Raw genomic sequence first — 14,143 nt, 5'->3', positions numbered from 1 at the left:
TTCGGAGAGGCTCCTCCATGCCCCGGAAGTCCACCCGCCTCACCTTCGCGGTCCTCGCGACCGGTGCGGGCGTGTTCGCCATGCTGCAATCGCTGATCGCGCCGGCTCTGCCGACCGTCCAGCACGCGATGGCGACCTCCCAGTCCACCGTGACCTGGGTGATGACGGCGTATCTGCTGTCCGCCTCGGTCTTCACGCCGATCCTCGGCAGGGTCGGCGACCTGATCGGCCGCAAGCGCACCCTCGTGGCCGTGCTCCTCGCCGTCCTGGCCGGCTGCCTCGTCGCCGCGCTTGCGCCGAACATCGGCGTGCTGATCGTCGCCCGGGTCGTACAGGGCGCCGGCGGTGCCCTGTTCCCGCTGTCCTTCGGCATCATCCGCGACGAGTTCGCCCCGTCCGAGGTGAGCGGCAGCATCAGCAACCTGTCCGCCGTGATCGCCGCCGGCGGTGGCGTCGGCATGGTCGCCGCCGGTCCCATCGTCAGCGCGCTCGACTACCGCTGGCTGTTCTGGATCCCGGTCGGGGTCGTCGCCGTGACCGTCCTCATCGCGCTGCGCTATGTCCCAGAGTCGCCCAACCGGGCTGAGGGCAAGGTCAGTTGGCTCGGCGCCGTACTGCTGTCCGGCTGGCTGGTGGCGCTGCTGCTGCCGCTCAGCGAGGCCGGACGATGGGGTTGGGGGTCCGCCCGGGTGCTCGGGCTGTTCGTGGCCGCCGCCGTGCTGTTCGCGGTGTGGATCGCCGGTGAGTCCCGCTCCCGCTCCCCGCTGATCGACCTGCGTGTCATGCGGCTGCCCGTGGTGTGGACGACCAACGCCGCCGCGCTGCTGTTCGGCGCGGGCATGTATGCGATCTGGTCCTTCCTGCCCGGCTTCGTCCAGACACCGGCCGCCGCCGGCTACGGCTTCGGCGCCAGCGTCACCCAGTCCGGTCTGCTGATGCTCCCGATGCTGGTGGCGATGTTCCTCTCCGGCGTGGTCAGCGGCCGTCTCGAACCCGCCCTGGGCGCCAAGCCCCTGCTCACCACGGGCGCCGCGCTCGGCGCGCTGGCCCTCGGCTTCCTCGCCCTGTGGCACGACGCGCAGTGGCAGATCGCCGTGGTGGCGGGCGTGTTCGGCCTCGGTATCGGCCTGGCGTTCGCCTCGATGGCCAACCTGATCGTGGGCGCCGTCCCGCCCGAGCAGACCGGCGCCGCGACCGGCATGAACGCCAACATCCGCACCATCGGCGGCTCCATAGGTGCCGCGGTGACCGGCGTCCTGGTGACCGGCCGCCTCCAGCCCTCGGGCCTGCCCTACGACGCCGGCTACACCCACGGCTTCGCCCTGCTCGCCGTCCTCTGCCTGGGCGCGGCCCTGGCCGCCCTCCTCGTCCCGGCCCGCCGCACCGCCCTGACGGCCGTCACGGGCTCCGGCGCCGCCGCGGACAGCAGGACGGAAACACCCGTACGCGTACGGTAGGGTCTACGTACGCGATCACACGGCACACCACCGTGCACACCGCGTCGGGACGTGGCGCAGCTTGGTAGCGCACTTGACTGGGGGTCAAGGGGTCGCAGGTTCAAATCCTGTCGTCCCGACTTGCATGAGCACAGGTCGAAGGCCGTTTCTGCCAAGTGGCAGAGGCGGCCTTCGTGTTTGGTTTCACAGTTGCAGATGATCAGGGGGGATGAGGGTGCCCAACCCTTATTCGAACGATGGACCGGAGACTGGCCGGCAGCAGCCGACCGAGAAGAAGGGCGGCCGTTTCAAGCGGGGGTTCGGCGGCTTGCTCGGCGTCGTTGTGATCGTCGCCGCTGTCTCCGGCTGCGGGAGCGACGACAAGAACAAGGCCAACTCGACTGCAAGCACACCGGCTTCGCCTTCGGCGGAGGCGTCTCAGAAGGCGGCCACTGCCGCCACGAGCAAGGCCAAGCCGACCACGGTGCTCGCCCTCACGGGTTCCGGCACCAAGACCACGAGCGCGTTCAAGGTCGGCGGAGAGTGGACACTGTCCTACACGTTCGACTGCACCAAGGCCATGGCCGCCGTCGACGGCAAGGGCAACTTCATTGTTTTCGACAAGAACGACAAGCTCGTCAACAAGATGGACACGTCCGGCAAGGGCAGCACGTTGCTGCACACATCGGGGAGCCGTCAGCTTCAGATCGTCAGTGAGTGTGATTGGACCGTGAAGGTCACTGGCTGAATCTTCAGGCTGCGGATCGTGATCTACAGCCGGATTGCTGATCGATCAACGCTCTGACCTGACCGTCGTACCCCGGCCGACGCGCGGTGGCGGGCCGAGGACGCCTCCCTCCCCCGATAGATTCACTTACCCCCCTGCCGTCAGATACAGTGCGGGGTCATGCCGTTCGACCCGTCATACCTGCATCTCGTCTTCCCCGGCACCCGCTTCGAGGCGCTCCTGTACGGCCGCGCCTCCCGTGACCCCAACAAACGAGGCGACAGCGTCGAAGACCAACTCGTCGCAGGACGCGCCCTCTGCCGCCAATACGGCTGGCACATCACCGAGGAATTCAAAGACCTCGGCCTCTCCGCATCCCGCCACGCCAAGCAGACGCGCGACGACTTCGAAGACCTCCTCGCCTCCATCGAGGGCGCACCCGCTCAGCCCAGCGTCACCCGCATTGTCGTCGCCTACGAGGCCAGCAGGTACTACCGCGACCTTGAAGCCTACGTAAGGCTCCGGCGGGCCTGCCTCAACTCCGGCGCCCTCCTCTGCTATAAGGGCACCGTCTACGACCTCTCCCGCAGCGACGACCGCAAGGCCACCGCCCAGCACGCCATCGACGCCGAAGCCGAAGCAGACGACATCCAGACCCGCAACCTCCGCACTGCCGCCCGCACCCGCGCAGCCGGCGACCCCCATGGACGGCTCGTGTTCGGGTACGCGCGGGACTACGAGGTCGTCAACGGGCAGCTGCGGTGTGTCCGCCAGTATGAGCACCCGGTCACCGGGCAGTACGTGTACCAGGCTCTCCGTCGCATCGACGAGGGTCGCTCGGTCCTCTCTGTGACACGGTGGCTGAATTCCCAGCCGGAGTCGGCCCGTCTCGACGGCAGGCTCTGGCGGACCCAGACGGTCCGGCTCATGCTCCTCAACCGCGCTTACCTCGGGGAGCGGAAGAATCTCGGGGACTGGACTCCCGCTGCATGGCCTGCGATCAAGGGCTTGGAGACGCCGGCGGGGCGGGCCTTGTTCAATCGGGTCACGGCCAAACTCACGGACCCGCAACGGCGCATGGGGCGGGGGAGCGGCCCGCGGCATCTGCTGTCCCTCATCGCCATGTGCGGCGAGTGCGGCGATCATGCGCTCCTCGATCCGGTCGTTCTCAAGGCGGACCGCTTCCACTTGAGGTGCCGTGAGCGTAAGGACGTGGTGATCCGCGAGGACTGGCTCGACGCCTACGTCGAAGAAGCCGTCATCGGCTGGTTCGCCGACAAGAGCACAGCGACCGCGGCCCTGGTGCCCGAGGACGCTGACGTGGAGGACAAGATCACCGCGATCCAGCGCCGCATCCTCGGCTACGAGGAGCAACTCGACGAAGCCCGAAGCCTGTCCGAGACGTTCGACGAGGAGACAGGCCGCTTCAGACTGTCCGCCACCGCGTTCGCTGCTATGGAGCAGCGTCTCCAGCCGAAGCTGGACGCCGAGAAGAAGCGCCTTGAGACCATGACGGGCGTGTCCCCGCTGCTGCTGGCGCTCCTCAACGCGCCGGACCCTGACGTTGTGTGGAACGGCCGCGACGAGACTGAGAGGGACCCGGGGCTGCCGGGGCTGACGCTGGAACAGAAGCGGGAAGTGATACGGGGTGTCGTCACCGTGAGGGTCCGCAAGGCGAAGCTGAAAGGGCCGAGGCGGCTGGACCCGGACCGGATCTCGCTGTCGTTCGCCGGGACGCCGGGGTTCAGGGACCGACCACTCCATGCGCCCGGGACCGCTCCGGCTGCCCCGCAGCAGGGTCCTGCTTCGGGAACCTGATGACCCGCCCGCGCGGCAGCATGTCGGGGGTGAACTTTCCGTCGTGGAACATCAGCACTGTGGCTTCCATGGTCTCCGAGATCAGGCTGGCGCGCTGCTCCTCGAACTCAGCCTGCATCGCTGCGCGTTCCCTCTTCAGCTGGGCGGTCAACCGCGCCCGCTCGGCCGCCTGCGCCTGGCTCATACGGCCCTGCTCGGTCTCCTGCGCCGCTTGGCCTGCCACGTAGCGGAACCGTTCCTGCTCCGCGGCGAGCCGCGCATCAGCCAGGACGCGCCGTTCGTCACGCGTGTCGGACACCCAGCGGCGGACCATGACGAGTGCGATGAGGGTGAGGGCCGGCATGGTGAGGCAGGCGCCGCTGACGGAGCGGGATATGTCGTCGGTGATGACGCCGTAGGTGATGACGGACAGTCCGGCGAGGAGTACTGCTGCGCCTGCCACCGATGTGGTTCGCGTGCCGCCGACCAGGTCCATTCGTACCCCCGCATCACATGTGCGCTGCCGTTCCTCCGTGGTCGGCTTGCTGGTCGGGGGCTTCGTTTTCGAGGCGTTTGAGGCGCTCGATCGTCGCGTAGAAGAGCTCGCGCCCTACTTTGTCCCTGATTCCCAGCCGGTCGGCCGCTTCTTCCGGAGTGAAGCTAGAGCCTACCGGCGACTGGCCGGTTTCGGACAGTGACTGAAGGGATTCGGGGGAAATGATTCCTCCTTCGACGAGGAGGATGCCCAGGTTGACGCCGATTGCTGCGCTGATGGCGCTGTAGAAGCGGGCATCGGGTAGGGCGGTTCCTTGCCAAAGTCGGGTGACGCTGCTCTCGGTCATGCCGGTGTCTCGCGCGAACTTGGCTTTGGCGCCGTGGCCCACGTAGCCGGCCTGTTGGGCGGCTGGCACAACGATGTCGCGAAATCGCTGCGCGCGTGTGGGGGTCGCATCGGTCATGTCCCGTGACTTTACCTCCCTAGATAGGGAGTAGCTAGAAAATCCCTTGCTCGCAAGAGTCCCCATCCGGCCATTCACCTGCATCGATGCAGCACGCCATGCGCATCGAACGTCTGTCCGAATGGAAATTTACTCTGCTCTCACCCGCAAGCTCCCTTGCGAGCAAGCAAGGAACCCCGTAAAGTCTCCCTCGTGAGCAAGGAAACCCCTCCTAGCAGCAACAACGAGACCGAAGGGAGTAACTACGTGTTCCGCCTCGACGTCGCCAAGCTCCTCGAAGCGACCGCCCGACTCGGCGACACCACCGGCTACAAGATCTACCGCCGCACCGGCATCCCCGAGTCGTCCGTCTACCGCTACCTCAGCGGCGAGACACAGCCCGACCTGAACTCGGCCATGCGGCTCGCCGAGACCTACAGCCTCGACCTCCGCACCGTCATCAAGCGCGTCCCCGTCGAGGCCGCCGCATGACCCGCGAAGAGCGCCGAGCCCTCCTCGGCGACGACGTCATCGCCCACATCCACACCCTCGTCGCCGCCGCACCGGACCCGACCCCGGAATTGGTCGCCAGGCTCCGCCGAATCATGACCAACCCCGGCGGCACGGTGCGAAAGGCCCAGCCGGCATCTGCCGCGGCCTGACCCCAGATACGCCGATGGCCCGCCCGACTTCCCGGCCCGGCGAGCCAACGACTTTCGGCAACCCCTTCAACCACAGAAAGCAGAGGTCGCCATGACCCAGCAGATTACCCGCCCCATCCAACTGCCCGACATCGAGCCCGCCCCGAGAACCCTGGGGACGCAGGCGCAGGCGCTGCTTGCGGCGACGCTGCTCGCGGAGGCGTTCCCGCAGATGGCCGGGGTGAACCTGACGTTCAGCAGGAGCTACCCGGGCGAGGTGAGCATCCACGCCGGTTCGCTGGTCGAGGTTGAGGCGTGGCGGGTGGCGCTCGGCGCGGACCCGTCGGCGGTGGACTCGCGGTGGATCGGTCGGGACTTGGAGTTGTTCTTCGAGGTTCCGAAGTTCGGCGCCCTGGTGCGTGTGTTCGCGATGGACGTGGTGGCTTCGGGCACGTCGGGGGTGGCGGCGTGAGCGCCCCGGTGTCGAGGCCGCTTCCGGTGGCTGACGCGGTGTGTGGCTCGTGTGGGCATGACGGTGCGTCGCATCACGACGCGGACATCGCGTGCGGGGAGCTCCACGACGGGGGTACCGCGTGCTGGGCGCCCATGCCGCAGGGGCGGCGGGCGGACGGTTCGGCGGGGCCGGTGGGCCTGTGCGACTGCCGCGGGTTCGTGCCGTCTGTTGCCGCCCTCCCGATGGGGGCTCATTGGACCGACGTCCCTGAGCTGGTGGACCGGGAGGTCGCCGGGATTCGTGCCCGTGTGGACCAGGCGCAGGGCGGCGGTTGGTACGTCGCCCCGGCCACCGAGATGGGGCTGGCTCCGGGCACGGTGCGTACGCGTGTCGACGGCTACCAGCGCACCGTCGGGCAGTTCGTGAACGTGCAGCCTGCGGATCTGGAGTTGATTCTCCGCGCTCACGGTGATTTGAGCTGGTGCCTGGACATGGTTGCCAAGTTCCGGGCCCGGGTGGCCGAGTTGGAGGCCGAGCGGCACACGACGAACGAGGCCCTGTCGGACGCGGCCGAGGCGCTGCGGACGCAGCGGGACAGGGTCGCCGAGTTGGAGGCGTTGAAGCCCGCGGCGATCCAGACCTGCCAGGAGTGCGGTGCTGGCTACACGTACGGCGAGTCGTGCTCGGTGTGCTTGTTCCAGGCGCGCATGGCGGCTGAGGCGCAGGCCCTCCGCGAGGACGACCCGGGCCGCTGCCTGGAGGCCCACCCCTTCAGCCCGCGTGACGGCTGGCGGCTGATCTGTGGCTCCTGTGACCACGTCCGGGACGCCGAGTGCCACCAGGTCGCCCTGGCCCCCAACCCCTCTTCCGCCGCTCCTCAGAAGGGCGCACAGCGATGAAGTACCGCATTGACGGGCCGGTCCCGTTCACCGTGGCCGTGACCGAGAACGGCGCCGAGCTGGACATCAGGCGCCATCTCAGCGCGCTGCTGCTGGCCGTGTTCGAGGCGGCGGACAACAACCCGGAGGACATCGGCACCGAGTTCGCCGACATGCACGCCCTCGCCATCTCGGCGCAGCACCAGGGCCGGGACTCCCACGCCCGTCACGAGTTCGACGAGCGGATGGACGCCTACCTGCGGGAGTTCGTGGGTGAGCCGGTGATCGAGCTGTACGGGGACGGCGTGCGGCAGTTGCGGGACGCGGCGGCGGAGATCGCCACTCCGCGCCCGGTGCCCGGCCAGCAGGACCGGAGGGCATCGTGAGCACCGACCGCATCGTCGAGCGGCTCCAGGCCGCCTGGCAGGAGCCCGGCGCAGGCCGCCGCCGCTTCAGCAGCAACGCCAGCCCCTTCCAGCCGATCGCCGCCAGCAGCCAGGACCAGGCCGTCCCGGACGGTGTCAGCAACCCGATGTGGGACGCCGTCCGCTGGATGCCCGCCGAACCGTACTTGCACGACGACACCGTGCTGCAGCCCACCTACGCCTTCAGCGCCTTCGGCAAGGCGACGGCCGGGGAACTGGAGCAGATCGGCGCCAGCCGCGACCACCTGGCCAAGCACTACGCCTGGTCGATCGTCTCGCCCGCCGACGTGACGTGGATGACGGAGCAGCTCGGCGGGCGGGCGGTCGTCGAGATCGGCGCCGGAACCGGCTACTGGGCATGGCAGTTGGAGCAGGCCGGGGTCGACGTCGCCGCGTACGACCCAAACCCGCCCGCTGACGACAACAGGTACTGCAAGGCGGGCCCGTACACGACCGTCCTGCCGGACGACGCCACGGCGGTGAAGCACCACCAGGACCGTGCACTGCTGATGGTGTGGCCGCCCTACGGGGGCGAGCACGCCCGGCACGCGCTGTCGCTGTACGAGGGCGACCTGCTGATCTACGCGGGTGAGGGCTGGGGCGGCTGCACGGCGGACGACGGCTTCTACGAGCTGCTGGACGCCGAGTGGGCCGAGGTGTCGGTTGCACCCCGGCATGTGACCTGGTGGGGAATCCACTGCCGTCTGACCGCGTACGCCCGGAAGCAGGTGGCCGCGTGAACGCCCGCCACCTGATCGCCGCCGACGTCCTCCAGGGCGCTGCCGAGGCTGCCGCCGCGATCCACGCCCGCTGCGACGAGGGCTGTGTGGGCTGCCTGGTCCGGCGGGACATCCTCGCCGTCCTCACCAGCACCGCGCATGTCCTCGCTGAGCCCACGGCGGGCGGCTTCCGGAAGGGCCGGACGTACGCGTTCGGTGCCTGGACGTTCGAGTGCTTCGACATTCGCTCCCACCCCGACAGCGGGAAGCCGGTGGCGATCGGCTGGATGTGGCCCGGCGACAGCGGTTCGAACCTCTACTACTACGACCTCGACCAGTGGTCCGCGGACTGGGTCGACGTCACCGAGGGCGGGTCGTGACCGTCCCCCGGCCGGTGGTGGCGGTCGTCCGCTGGACGGCCGTCACCGGCCTCGCCCTCACCGCTGCTGAGACCTCCCACCGCGTGTTCAGCGGGCCCCTGGCCGACGCCCCCGGCTACATCGCTGCGGCCGGCATCGGCCTGATCGGCATCGCATCCACACCCAGCACCACCCGAAAGGCACGCTCATGAGCCTCACCGACTACCAGCTCAAGACCCTCCTCGCCCCCGTCAACCCCCGCCGCGTCGGCCAGGTTCGCGGCATGGCCCACATGGAAGCCTGGGACATCCGCCGCCAGCTCACCCGCGTGTTCGGCTTCGGCGGCTACTCCATCGACACCCTCTCCCTCGACCTCGTCACCGAGCGCGAGACGAAGAACGGCGACCGCTCCCGCTGGACCGTCGTCTACCGGGCGCAGGTTCGTCTCACCGTCTACGGCCAGGACGGCGCCGAGCTGTCGCACTGGGAGGACGGTGCGGCGGGCGACTCGGTGAACCAGCCGAGTCTCGGTGACGCCCACGACATGGCGATGAAGACGGCGCTGTCGCAGGCGATGAAGCGGTGCGCCGTCAACTTGGGCGACCAGTTCGGGCTGTCTCTCTACAACAACGGTTCCCCGGCGCCGGTGGTGCAGTGGTCGGCTGCGCACCCGCCGAAGGAGGCCGACAGCAGCGAGGCGCCACCACTGGACCAGGACCCGCAGGTCCAGCCGGAGCCGACCGCGCCCACCCCGGCCGCCGTTCCGGAGCCGACCGCGACGCCCCCTGCTGAGGCGCCCAACGGTGCACAGGACAGCCGGGTCGACGAGCGGCAGGCCGCCCTCGACGAGATGAAGTCCGCCGCCCACGCCATCGACTTCGACGCCGGACTCGCCGCCCAGTTCGAGTCCACGTTCGGCCACTCGATCGAGCAGGGCACGGCCGCTGAGTTCCGCGAGGCGACCGACCTGATGCGCGGCAACGCCGCCGCCTGACCCACCGCCCACACGGGGCCGCCTGCCCGTCGGAAGCAGGCAGGCGGCCCCGCCCGTAAGGAGAACACACGATGAGCCTCAAGGACACCGCGGCCCGCGCCGCGGTCCTCTCCACCCTCCACGCCGCCATCGGCGACGAGCTGAAGGCCGCCAAGCGCGAGCTGGAGGACGGCCTCCGCGCCGCCAAGGCCGAGACCGGCACCCAGAAGGTCACCATCAGCCTCGACGAACAGCAGGACATCGGCACCGCCACCCTCGTCCAGCCGAAGGCCGCTGCCGTCGTCGCCGACATGGCGGCGTTCACGAAGTGGGTGACCACCAACTACTCCTCCGAGATTGAGCGCCGCTTCGTCACCGAGGTCCGCGCCTCATTCACCGCCCGGCTGCTGAAGGAGATGACCGCCGCCGGCGTCGCCCAGTGGGCCGACCCGGAGACCGGTGAACTCCACGACGTGCCGGGCGTGGAGATGCAGGGGCGGGCGGCGTACACGCGGATGACGGTCCCGGACGCCGGTAAGGCCGCGATCGCTGAGGCGTATCGGTCGGGCGCGCTCGGCCACCTGGTCCTGCCGGAGCTGACCGCGGGCGGTGCCGAGTGAGCCTCCGCATCATCCGCGCTGGCGAGCGCATCGGTCGACTGATCGTCATCGCTGATCGGAACACCACCGACCAGACCATCCACGTCCGCTGCGACTGCGGGACTGAGAAGTCCGTCAGCCTCAAGCACTGGGGAGAGACCCAGTCCTGCGGCTGTCTCAAGGGAGAGCGAAGCCGGGCTGCACACGTCACCCACGGGATGACTGGCACCACCGAGTTCAGGATTTGGAGCGGCGTCCTCGCCCGAACGACCAACCCGAACGACCCCCGGTACCCCGATTACGGGGGCCGTGGCATCACCGTTTGTGAGCGCTGGCGGGTCTCTTTCGAGAACTTCTACGCCGACATGGGGACCCGGCCCCAGGGCCGCAGCATCGACCGGATCGACAACGACGGTCCGTACGAGCCGGGCAACTGCCGTTGGGCAACCCCGCGTGAGCAGGCGCTCAATCGGCGCAAGAGGAAGTCGCCCTCACCGCTGGCCGAGTGCCGCGCCGGTCACGCGATGACCGAGCAAAACACCTACATCGACCGCCGCACAGGCCGCGGGAAGTGCCGCGTCTGCCGAAATGCCCGGACCGCCGAGTGGCGTGCTCGCAGAAAGCGGAGCGTCGGCGGAGCTGACCAGCCGTTCTAGCCCGCATCTCTGGTGGGCCGCCCCCGCGGGATTCGGGGGCGGCCCGACCTAAGGCAACCACAACCCCGAACGGAGAACCACATGTGGCCCTTCGATACCCTCCGCCTTCAAACCGAGTTGACCGCCGTCAAGGCCGACCGTGAGCGAATCCGCGCCGAGCGGAACCAGTTCGCCGAGGACCGTGACGCCTACCGTGCTGCCGCCGAGACCGCCGCCCAGCAGTTCACCACTGCGGACCGCGAACTCGCCGCCACCCGCAAGCAGCTCGTCGGCGGGGCGCCGACGGCCCTCGCTGACCACGACGCCCGCCGTAGGGCCCTCGCCGACGCCGTGGGCCTCTCGCGGTCCGCCCCGTGGTCCGAGGTGACCATGCGGGCCGCCGCGTTGTGGACGCTCCTGTCGCGGGCCCGCTCGGACCTGGCCACGCTGACGGCCGAGCTCGCCGAGCTGCGGAACGAGGGGCGGCACATCGACGGCGCGCCTGTCCGGCCGCGTACCCCGGCTGCCGAGCTGATGCAGGCGTGGGCTCGGGCGAACGCGCTACAGGCGCGGCTCGACGAGGCGCAGAACGCGAACGAGGCCCTGTCCCGGGAGCTGTACGAGCGGGCTGTCGGCGGTGCGTCGTGAACGGGCCGATCACCCTCGGCGGCGCCTCCGTGATGGCCGCCCTGCTCGACGCGACGGGACTGGCCCGCTACTGCGCCACGCACCCCCGCAAGACCCGGGGCGGTGGCGGCCGGCATCGCGCCCCCGCACCCGTGGCCGTGCCCGAACCGGAGCGGAACTCGGTGGAGGCGCTCGTCATCGAGATCACCCAGTGCCCCAACTGCCGCCGCGACACCCAGCACGTCAGGTTCCGGGTGCTCAAGAGCCTGATGTGCCTCGACTGCCGCCGTCGGGAGGCGTGATGGCCGCCGTGTTCTGGCTTGTGTGGGTTCTCGCCTGCCTGCTGCTGGCCTACGGGCTGATCCGGGCGGCCCGCGACTACCGCGACGACGAGCCCCAGCCCGGCCCGGTGTGGAACGCGGACGGCCAGCAGTGGCGCCACGACGCCCCGGACGACCAGCCCGGCGCCCACGAAGAGTGGGCCGCCGCCTGGAACCGCCGCTACAACCAGCCCGCCTACGACCCGAACCACCGCACCACCAAGGGGGACTGACCGTGAGCCTCACCTTCACCGACATCTTCTGTGGCGCCGGGGGATCCTCCACCGGACTCGTCGCCGCCGGCCTTGAACTCCGGCTCGCCGCGAACCACTGGCAGCGCGCCATCGAGACCCACGCCGCCAACCACACCGGCGCCGACCACCTGTGCGCCGACATCAACAACTACGACATGCGGCGCCTGCCCAAGACGGACGTCCTGTGGGCGTCTCCGATCTGCACCGAGCTGAGCCCGGCTGGCGGGCGCCGCCGCAAGACCGCTGCGGGCCACGGCCAGACCGCGCTGGAGGAGTTCGGCCCGATCTCCTCGGGCGCGTTCGACCGCACCAGGGCCACGTTCTGGGACGTCATCCGCGCCACCGAGGTCCACCGCTACCGCGCGGTCCTCGTCGAGAACGTGATGGAGGCCGCGGACTGGGAGCTCTTCGACGTCTGGCTGTCGGGGATGCGGACTCTCGGCTACAACATCCAGTTCGTGTCCCTGTCGTCCGCGCACGCCGGGGACGACGACGCCAACCCTGCGGCGCCGCAGTGGCGTGACCGGATCTACATCGTCTGCACCCGCGAGGGCATCCCGCTACCCGACGTCGAGCCGCGCCCGCGGGCGTGGTGCCCGGTGTGCGAGGAGACCGTCACCGCGTTCCAGTCATGGAAGAAGGAGGGGCGGCACCTCGGCAAGTACGGTGCCCAGTACGTGTACCGGTGCCCGAACGGGCCCAGGTGCAGGCATGCGGTCGTCGAGCCGTACGTCCGCCCCGCCGCGAGCATCATCGACTGGTCCAACCTCGGCGTCCGTATCGGCGACCGCGCCGAGAAGGGGATGCGGCCCCTCGCCGCGAACACGGTCACCCGCATCCGTAAGGGCCTGGAACTCCTCGGCGACCGCCGCATGGTCCTGACGGTCAACCATGGCGGCCACGACGGCCGCGCGTTCCCCGCCGACGGGGCGCCGCTGGCGGCGCGCACCGCGAAGATCGGTGACGCCGTCCTCGTCCCGTCCGGCGGCACCTGGAACACCACCTGCACGACGACCGCCGAGCCCATGCGCACACGGATGGCCAACCCCAAGGGCTTCGAGGCCCTGGTCACGCCGCCGCAGGCCGACGACTCGTTCATCGTCACCCTTCGCCGCAACTCGACCACGCGCCCGGTGTCCGAGCCCGTCGACACCGTCACCGGGCAGGGCCGCCACCACTGGCTCGTCATCCCCTACCGCAACGCGGCCACGAAGACCACGGGTGAGCCGCTCCACACCCTGTCGACGATCGACTCTGCGGGCATCGCCTCACCCGCGCCCGCGCTGGAGGACTGCCACTACCGGATGATCCAGCCGCGCGAGCAGCTCCTCGCGCAGCGGTTCCCCGTCGACTACATCGTCCACGGCACCAAGGGCGAGCAGACCATGCAGGCCGGGAACGCCGTCTCCTGCAACGTCGCCCAGTGGCTCGGCCAGCGCGTCGCCGCGAGGCTCGCATGACCAACACCACGACGTTCGACGTCGAGACCCTGGCCGCCCGCGCGGCGGCCGGGCTCCGGCAGGCGCCGCACCACGACACCCTCACCTGCTACACCGACTACCGCTGCCGACGCCCCGAATGCGTCGACCGGTACAACGAACGCAACAAGGAACGCCTCCGCGCCCGCAAGGCCGGCACCTACAACGCCCTCGTCGACGCCACCCGGGCACGGCAGCACATCCGGCGCCTCCAGCAGGCCGACATGTCCGCCGAGGCCATCGCCTGCGCCGCTGGCATCTCCGTGCACTCCGTCCTTGACATCCTGCGCCCGCACCCCACCAAGCGGCGCGCACGCCGCCGCCGCATCACCCCGGGCGTCGAAGCGAAGATCCTCTCTGTGCGCGCAGGCGGCCACGTGAGCGGGCGCATCAACTCCACGGGCACCGTCCGCCGGGTTCAGGCACTCGTCGCGCGCGGCTGGCCCGTCTCGCACATCGCCCGCCGTGCCGGCCTGTCGAGCCAGAACGCCCACGACATCCTCAACCGGCCCCGCGTGTACGTGACCACGGCCCGTGCCATCGCTGCCGTCTACGACAGGTTGCGCACTAAACGGCCCGAGAAGCACGGCGTATCCAAGACGCACGTGGTGGTCGCCCGTAACCGTGCCGCCCGGGCGGGCTGGCCGCCGCCCGCGTACTGGGACCGGCAGCCGGGCGCGATCGACGACCCGGAGTTCGTGCCTGAGTACAGCAAGACCCGGCTGGAGATCGTCGCCGAGGACGTCCGCTGGCTGATGGCATCCGGCCTGGACCGGGCCGCCGCCGCCCGCCAACTCGGCAAGGACAAGTCGTACATCGACCGGGCGCTCGCCGCGTACCCCGAGGCGGTGGCCTCATGATCAGCCACGACGCGTCCTACCCC

General features: G+C 69.7%; 21 protein-coding genes and 1 tRNA gene. 20 read left to right on the top strand and 2 right to left on the bottom strand.

Translation table 11 applies throughout. The annotated features are described in order from the left end of the window. The first annotated feature begins 17 nt into the window (after positions 1–17). From ACSYGN_RS05710 to ACSYGN_RS05695, 4 genes are all read left to right on the top strand, one after another. Entirely contained in the window at positions 18–1,457 is a 1,440-nt protein-coding gene (locus ACSYGN_RS05710) for an MFS transporter (protein WP_460392483.1), read from the top strand. A 45-nt stretch (positions 1,458–1,502) separates the two neighbouring features. Next, positions 1,503–1,576: transfer RNA gene (locus ACSYGN_RS05705), tRNA-Pro, on the top strand. Between the two features lie 89 nt (positions 1,577–1,665). Continuing rightward, positions 1,666–2,184 (top strand): hypothetical protein, encoded by a 519-nt coding sequence (locus ACSYGN_RS05700; protein ID WP_460392481.1) that lies wholly within the window; start codon positions 1,666–1,668, stop codon positions 2,182–2,184. 159 nt (positions 2,185–2,343) lie between these two features. Further along, a complete protein-coding gene (locus ACSYGN_RS05695) occupies positions 2,344–3,981 on the top strand; it encodes a recombinase family protein (protein ID WP_460392479.1) in 1,638 nt (545 codons plus the stop codon). On the opposite strand, the gene ACSYGN_RS05690 is transcribed toward ACSYGN_RS05695, so the two are convergent. Further along, the gene (locus ACSYGN_RS05690) at positions 3,908–4,423 is read right to left on the bottom strand and encodes a hypothetical protein (RefSeq protein WP_460392477.1); all 516 of its coding nucleotides are present in this window, start codon (positions 4,421–4,423) and stop codon (positions 3,908–3,910) included. The genes ACSYGN_RS05695 and ACSYGN_RS05690 overlap by 74 nt on opposite strands. A gap of 46 nt (positions 4,424–4,469) precedes the next feature. Next, on the bottom strand, positions 4,470–4,919 hold the full coding sequence (locus tag ACSYGN_RS05685; protein WP_460392475.1) for a hypothetical protein: 450 nt from the start codon (positions 4,917–4,919) through the stop codon (positions 4,470–4,472). A 192-nt stretch (positions 4,920–5,111) separates the two neighbouring features. Between ACSYGN_RS05685 and ACSYGN_RS05680 the strand changes: the two genes are divergently transcribed. The 16 genes from ACSYGN_RS05680 (at position 5,112) to ACSYGN_RS05605 (ending at position 14,120) form a co-directional block, all read left to right on the top strand. Next, positions 5,112–5,390 carry a helix-turn-helix domain-containing protein gene (locus ACSYGN_RS05680; RefSeq protein ID WP_460392473.1) on the top strand — a complete coding sequence of 93 codons (279 nt, stop codon included), beginning with the start codon at positions 5,112–5,114 and terminating at the stop codon, positions 5,388–5,390. Continuing rightward, entirely contained in the window at positions 5,387–5,560 is a 174-nt protein-coding gene (locus ACSYGN_RS05675) for a hypothetical protein (protein ID WP_460392471.1), read from the top strand. The genes ACSYGN_RS05680 and ACSYGN_RS05675 overlap by 4 nt, the downstream gene beginning before the upstream one ends. A 91-nt stretch (positions 5,561–5,651) precedes the next feature. Then, the gene (locus tag ACSYGN_RS05670; RefSeq protein ID WP_460392469.1) at positions 5,652–6,011 is read left to right on the top strand and encodes a hypothetical protein; all 360 of its coding nucleotides are present in this window, start codon (positions 5,652–5,654) and stop codon (positions 6,009–6,011) included. 224 nt (positions 6,012–6,235) lie between these two features. Further along, a complete protein-coding gene (locus ACSYGN_RS05665; RefSeq protein WP_460392467.1) occupies positions 6,236–6,892 on the top strand; it encodes a hypothetical protein in 657 nt (218 codons plus the stop codon). Next, positions 6,889–7,257: a hypothetical protein gene (locus tag ACSYGN_RS05660; protein ID WP_460392465.1), complete on the top strand. Its 369-nt coding sequence runs from the start codon at positions 6,889–6,891 to the stop codon at positions 7,255–7,257. Before ACSYGN_RS05665 ends, ACSYGN_RS05660 begins: the two co-directional genes overlap by 4 nt. Continuing rightward, positions 7,254–8,036 carry a hypothetical protein gene (locus ACSYGN_RS05655; RefSeq protein ID WP_460392463.1) on the top strand — a complete coding sequence of 261 codons (783 nt, stop codon included), beginning with the start codon at positions 7,254–7,256 and terminating at the stop codon, positions 8,034–8,036. The genes ACSYGN_RS05660 and ACSYGN_RS05655 overlap by 4 nt, the downstream gene beginning before the upstream one ends. After that, complete coding sequence (locus tag ACSYGN_RS05650; RefSeq protein WP_460392461.1) at positions 8,033–8,395, top strand: hypothetical protein; 363 nt, start codon at positions 8,033–8,035, stop codon at positions 8,393–8,395. Before ACSYGN_RS05655 ends, ACSYGN_RS05650 begins: the two co-directional genes overlap by 4 nt. Further along, on the top strand, positions 8,392–8,586 hold the full coding sequence (locus ACSYGN_RS05645) for a hypothetical protein (protein ID WP_460392459.1): 195 nt from the start codon (positions 8,392–8,394) through the stop codon (positions 8,584–8,586). The genes ACSYGN_RS05650 and ACSYGN_RS05645 overlap by 4 nt, the downstream gene beginning before the upstream one ends. After that, a complete protein-coding gene (locus tag ACSYGN_RS05640; protein ID WP_460392457.1) occupies positions 8,583–9,368 on the top strand; it encodes a Rad52/Rad22 family DNA repair protein in 786 nt (261 codons plus the stop codon). The genes ACSYGN_RS05645 and ACSYGN_RS05640 overlap by 4 nt, the downstream gene beginning before the upstream one ends. 71 nt (positions 9,369–9,439) lie before the next feature. Then, positions 9,440–9,967, top strand: a complete 528-nt coding sequence (locus tag ACSYGN_RS05635; RefSeq protein ID WP_460392455.1) for a hypothetical protein — start codon at positions 9,440–9,442, stop codon at positions 9,965–9,967. Then, positions 9,964–10,602 (top strand): hypothetical protein, encoded by a 639-nt coding sequence (locus ACSYGN_RS05630; RefSeq protein WP_460392453.1) that lies wholly within the window; start codon positions 9,964–9,966, stop codon positions 10,600–10,602. The genes ACSYGN_RS05635 and ACSYGN_RS05630 overlap by 4 nt, the downstream gene beginning before the upstream one ends. Positions 10,603–10,683: 81 nt before the next feature. Beyond that, positions 10,684–11,229: a hypothetical protein gene (locus ACSYGN_RS05625; protein ID WP_460392451.1), complete on the top strand. Its 546-nt coding sequence runs from the start codon at positions 10,684–10,686 to the stop codon at positions 11,227–11,229. Beyond that, positions 11,226–11,510, top strand: coding sequence for a hypothetical protein (locus ACSYGN_RS05620; RefSeq protein ID WP_460392449.1), 285 nt, complete (start codon positions 11,226–11,228; stop codon positions 11,508–11,510). Before ACSYGN_RS05625 ends, ACSYGN_RS05620 begins: the two co-directional genes overlap by 4 nt. Further along, positions 11,510–11,761: a hypothetical protein gene (locus ACSYGN_RS05615; protein WP_460392447.1), complete on the top strand. Its 252-nt coding sequence runs from the start codon at positions 11,510–11,512 to the stop codon at positions 11,759–11,761. The genes ACSYGN_RS05620 and ACSYGN_RS05615 overlap by 1 nt, the downstream gene beginning before the upstream one ends. Before the next feature lie 2 nt (positions 11,762–11,763). Next, on the top strand, positions 11,764–13,242 hold the full coding sequence (locus tag ACSYGN_RS05610; protein ID WP_460392445.1) for a DNA cytosine methyltransferase: 1,479 nt from the start codon (positions 11,764–11,766) through the stop codon (positions 13,240–13,242). Next, positions 13,239–14,120 carry a hypothetical protein gene (locus ACSYGN_RS05605; protein ID WP_460392443.1) on the top strand — a complete coding sequence of 294 codons (882 nt, stop codon included), beginning with the start codon at positions 13,239–13,241 and terminating at the stop codon, positions 14,118–14,120. Before ACSYGN_RS05610 ends, ACSYGN_RS05605 begins: the two co-directional genes overlap by 4 nt. Positions 14,121–14,143 lie beyond the last annotated feature (23 nt).

It is taken from the genome of Streptomyces sp. YIM S03343 (assembly GCF_054729195.1).
This window is presented reverse-complemented; position numbering and strand designations above follow the sequence as displayed.

Bases quoted from the DNA above. Each gene is read 5' to 3' on its own strand.
- ACSYGN_RS05700 (WP_460392481.1), top strand. From the start codon at position 1,666: ATGAGGGTGCCCAACCCTTATTCGAACGATGGACCGGAGACTGGCCGG.
- ACSYGN_RS05675 (WP_460392471.1), top strand. From the start codon at position 5,387: ATGACCCGCGAAGAGCGCCGAGCCCTCCTCGGCGACGACGTCATCGCC.
- ACSYGN_RS05710 (WP_460392483.1), top strand. From the start codon at position 18: ATGCCCCGGAAGTCCACCCGCCTCACCTTCGCGGTCCTCGCGACCGGT.
- ACSYGN_RS05615 (WP_460392447.1), top strand. From the start codon at position 11,510: ATGGCCGCCGTGTTCTGGCTTGTGTGGGTTCTCGCCTGCCTGCTGCTG.
- ACSYGN_RS05695 (WP_460392479.1), top strand. From the start codon at position 2,344: ATGCCGTTCGACCCGTCATACCTGCATCTCGTCTTCCCCGGCACCCGC.
- ACSYGN_RS05625 (WP_460392451.1), top strand. From the start codon at position 10,684: ATGTGGCCCTTCGATACCCTCCGCCTTCAAACCGAGTTGACCGCCGTC.
- ACSYGN_RS05635 (WP_460392455.1), top strand. From the start codon at position 9,440: ATGAGCCTCAAGGACACCGCGGCCCGCGCCGCGGTCCTCTCCACCCTC.
- ACSYGN_RS05640 (WP_460392457.1), top strand. From the start codon at position 8,583: ATGAGCCTCACCGACTACCAGCTCAAGACCCTCCTCGCCCCCGTCAAC.
- ACSYGN_RS05665 (WP_460392467.1), top strand. From the start codon at position 6,236: ATGGGGGCTCATTGGACCGACGTCCCTGAGCTGGTGGACCGGGAGGTC.
- ACSYGN_RS05605 (WP_460392443.1), top strand. From the start codon at position 13,239: ATGACCAACACCACGACGTTCGACGTCGAGACCCTGGCCGCCCGCGCG.
- ACSYGN_RS05670 (WP_460392469.1), top strand. From the start codon at position 5,652: ATGACCCAGCAGATTACCCGCCCCATCCAACTGCCCGACATCGAGCCC.
- ACSYGN_RS05685 (WP_460392475.1), bottom strand. From the start codon at position 4,919: ATGACCGATGCGACCCCCACACGCGCGCAGCGATTTCGCGACATCGTT.
- ACSYGN_RS05660 (WP_460392465.1), top strand. From the start codon at position 6,889: ATGAAGTACCGCATTGACGGGCCGGTCCCGTTCACCGTGGCCGTGACC.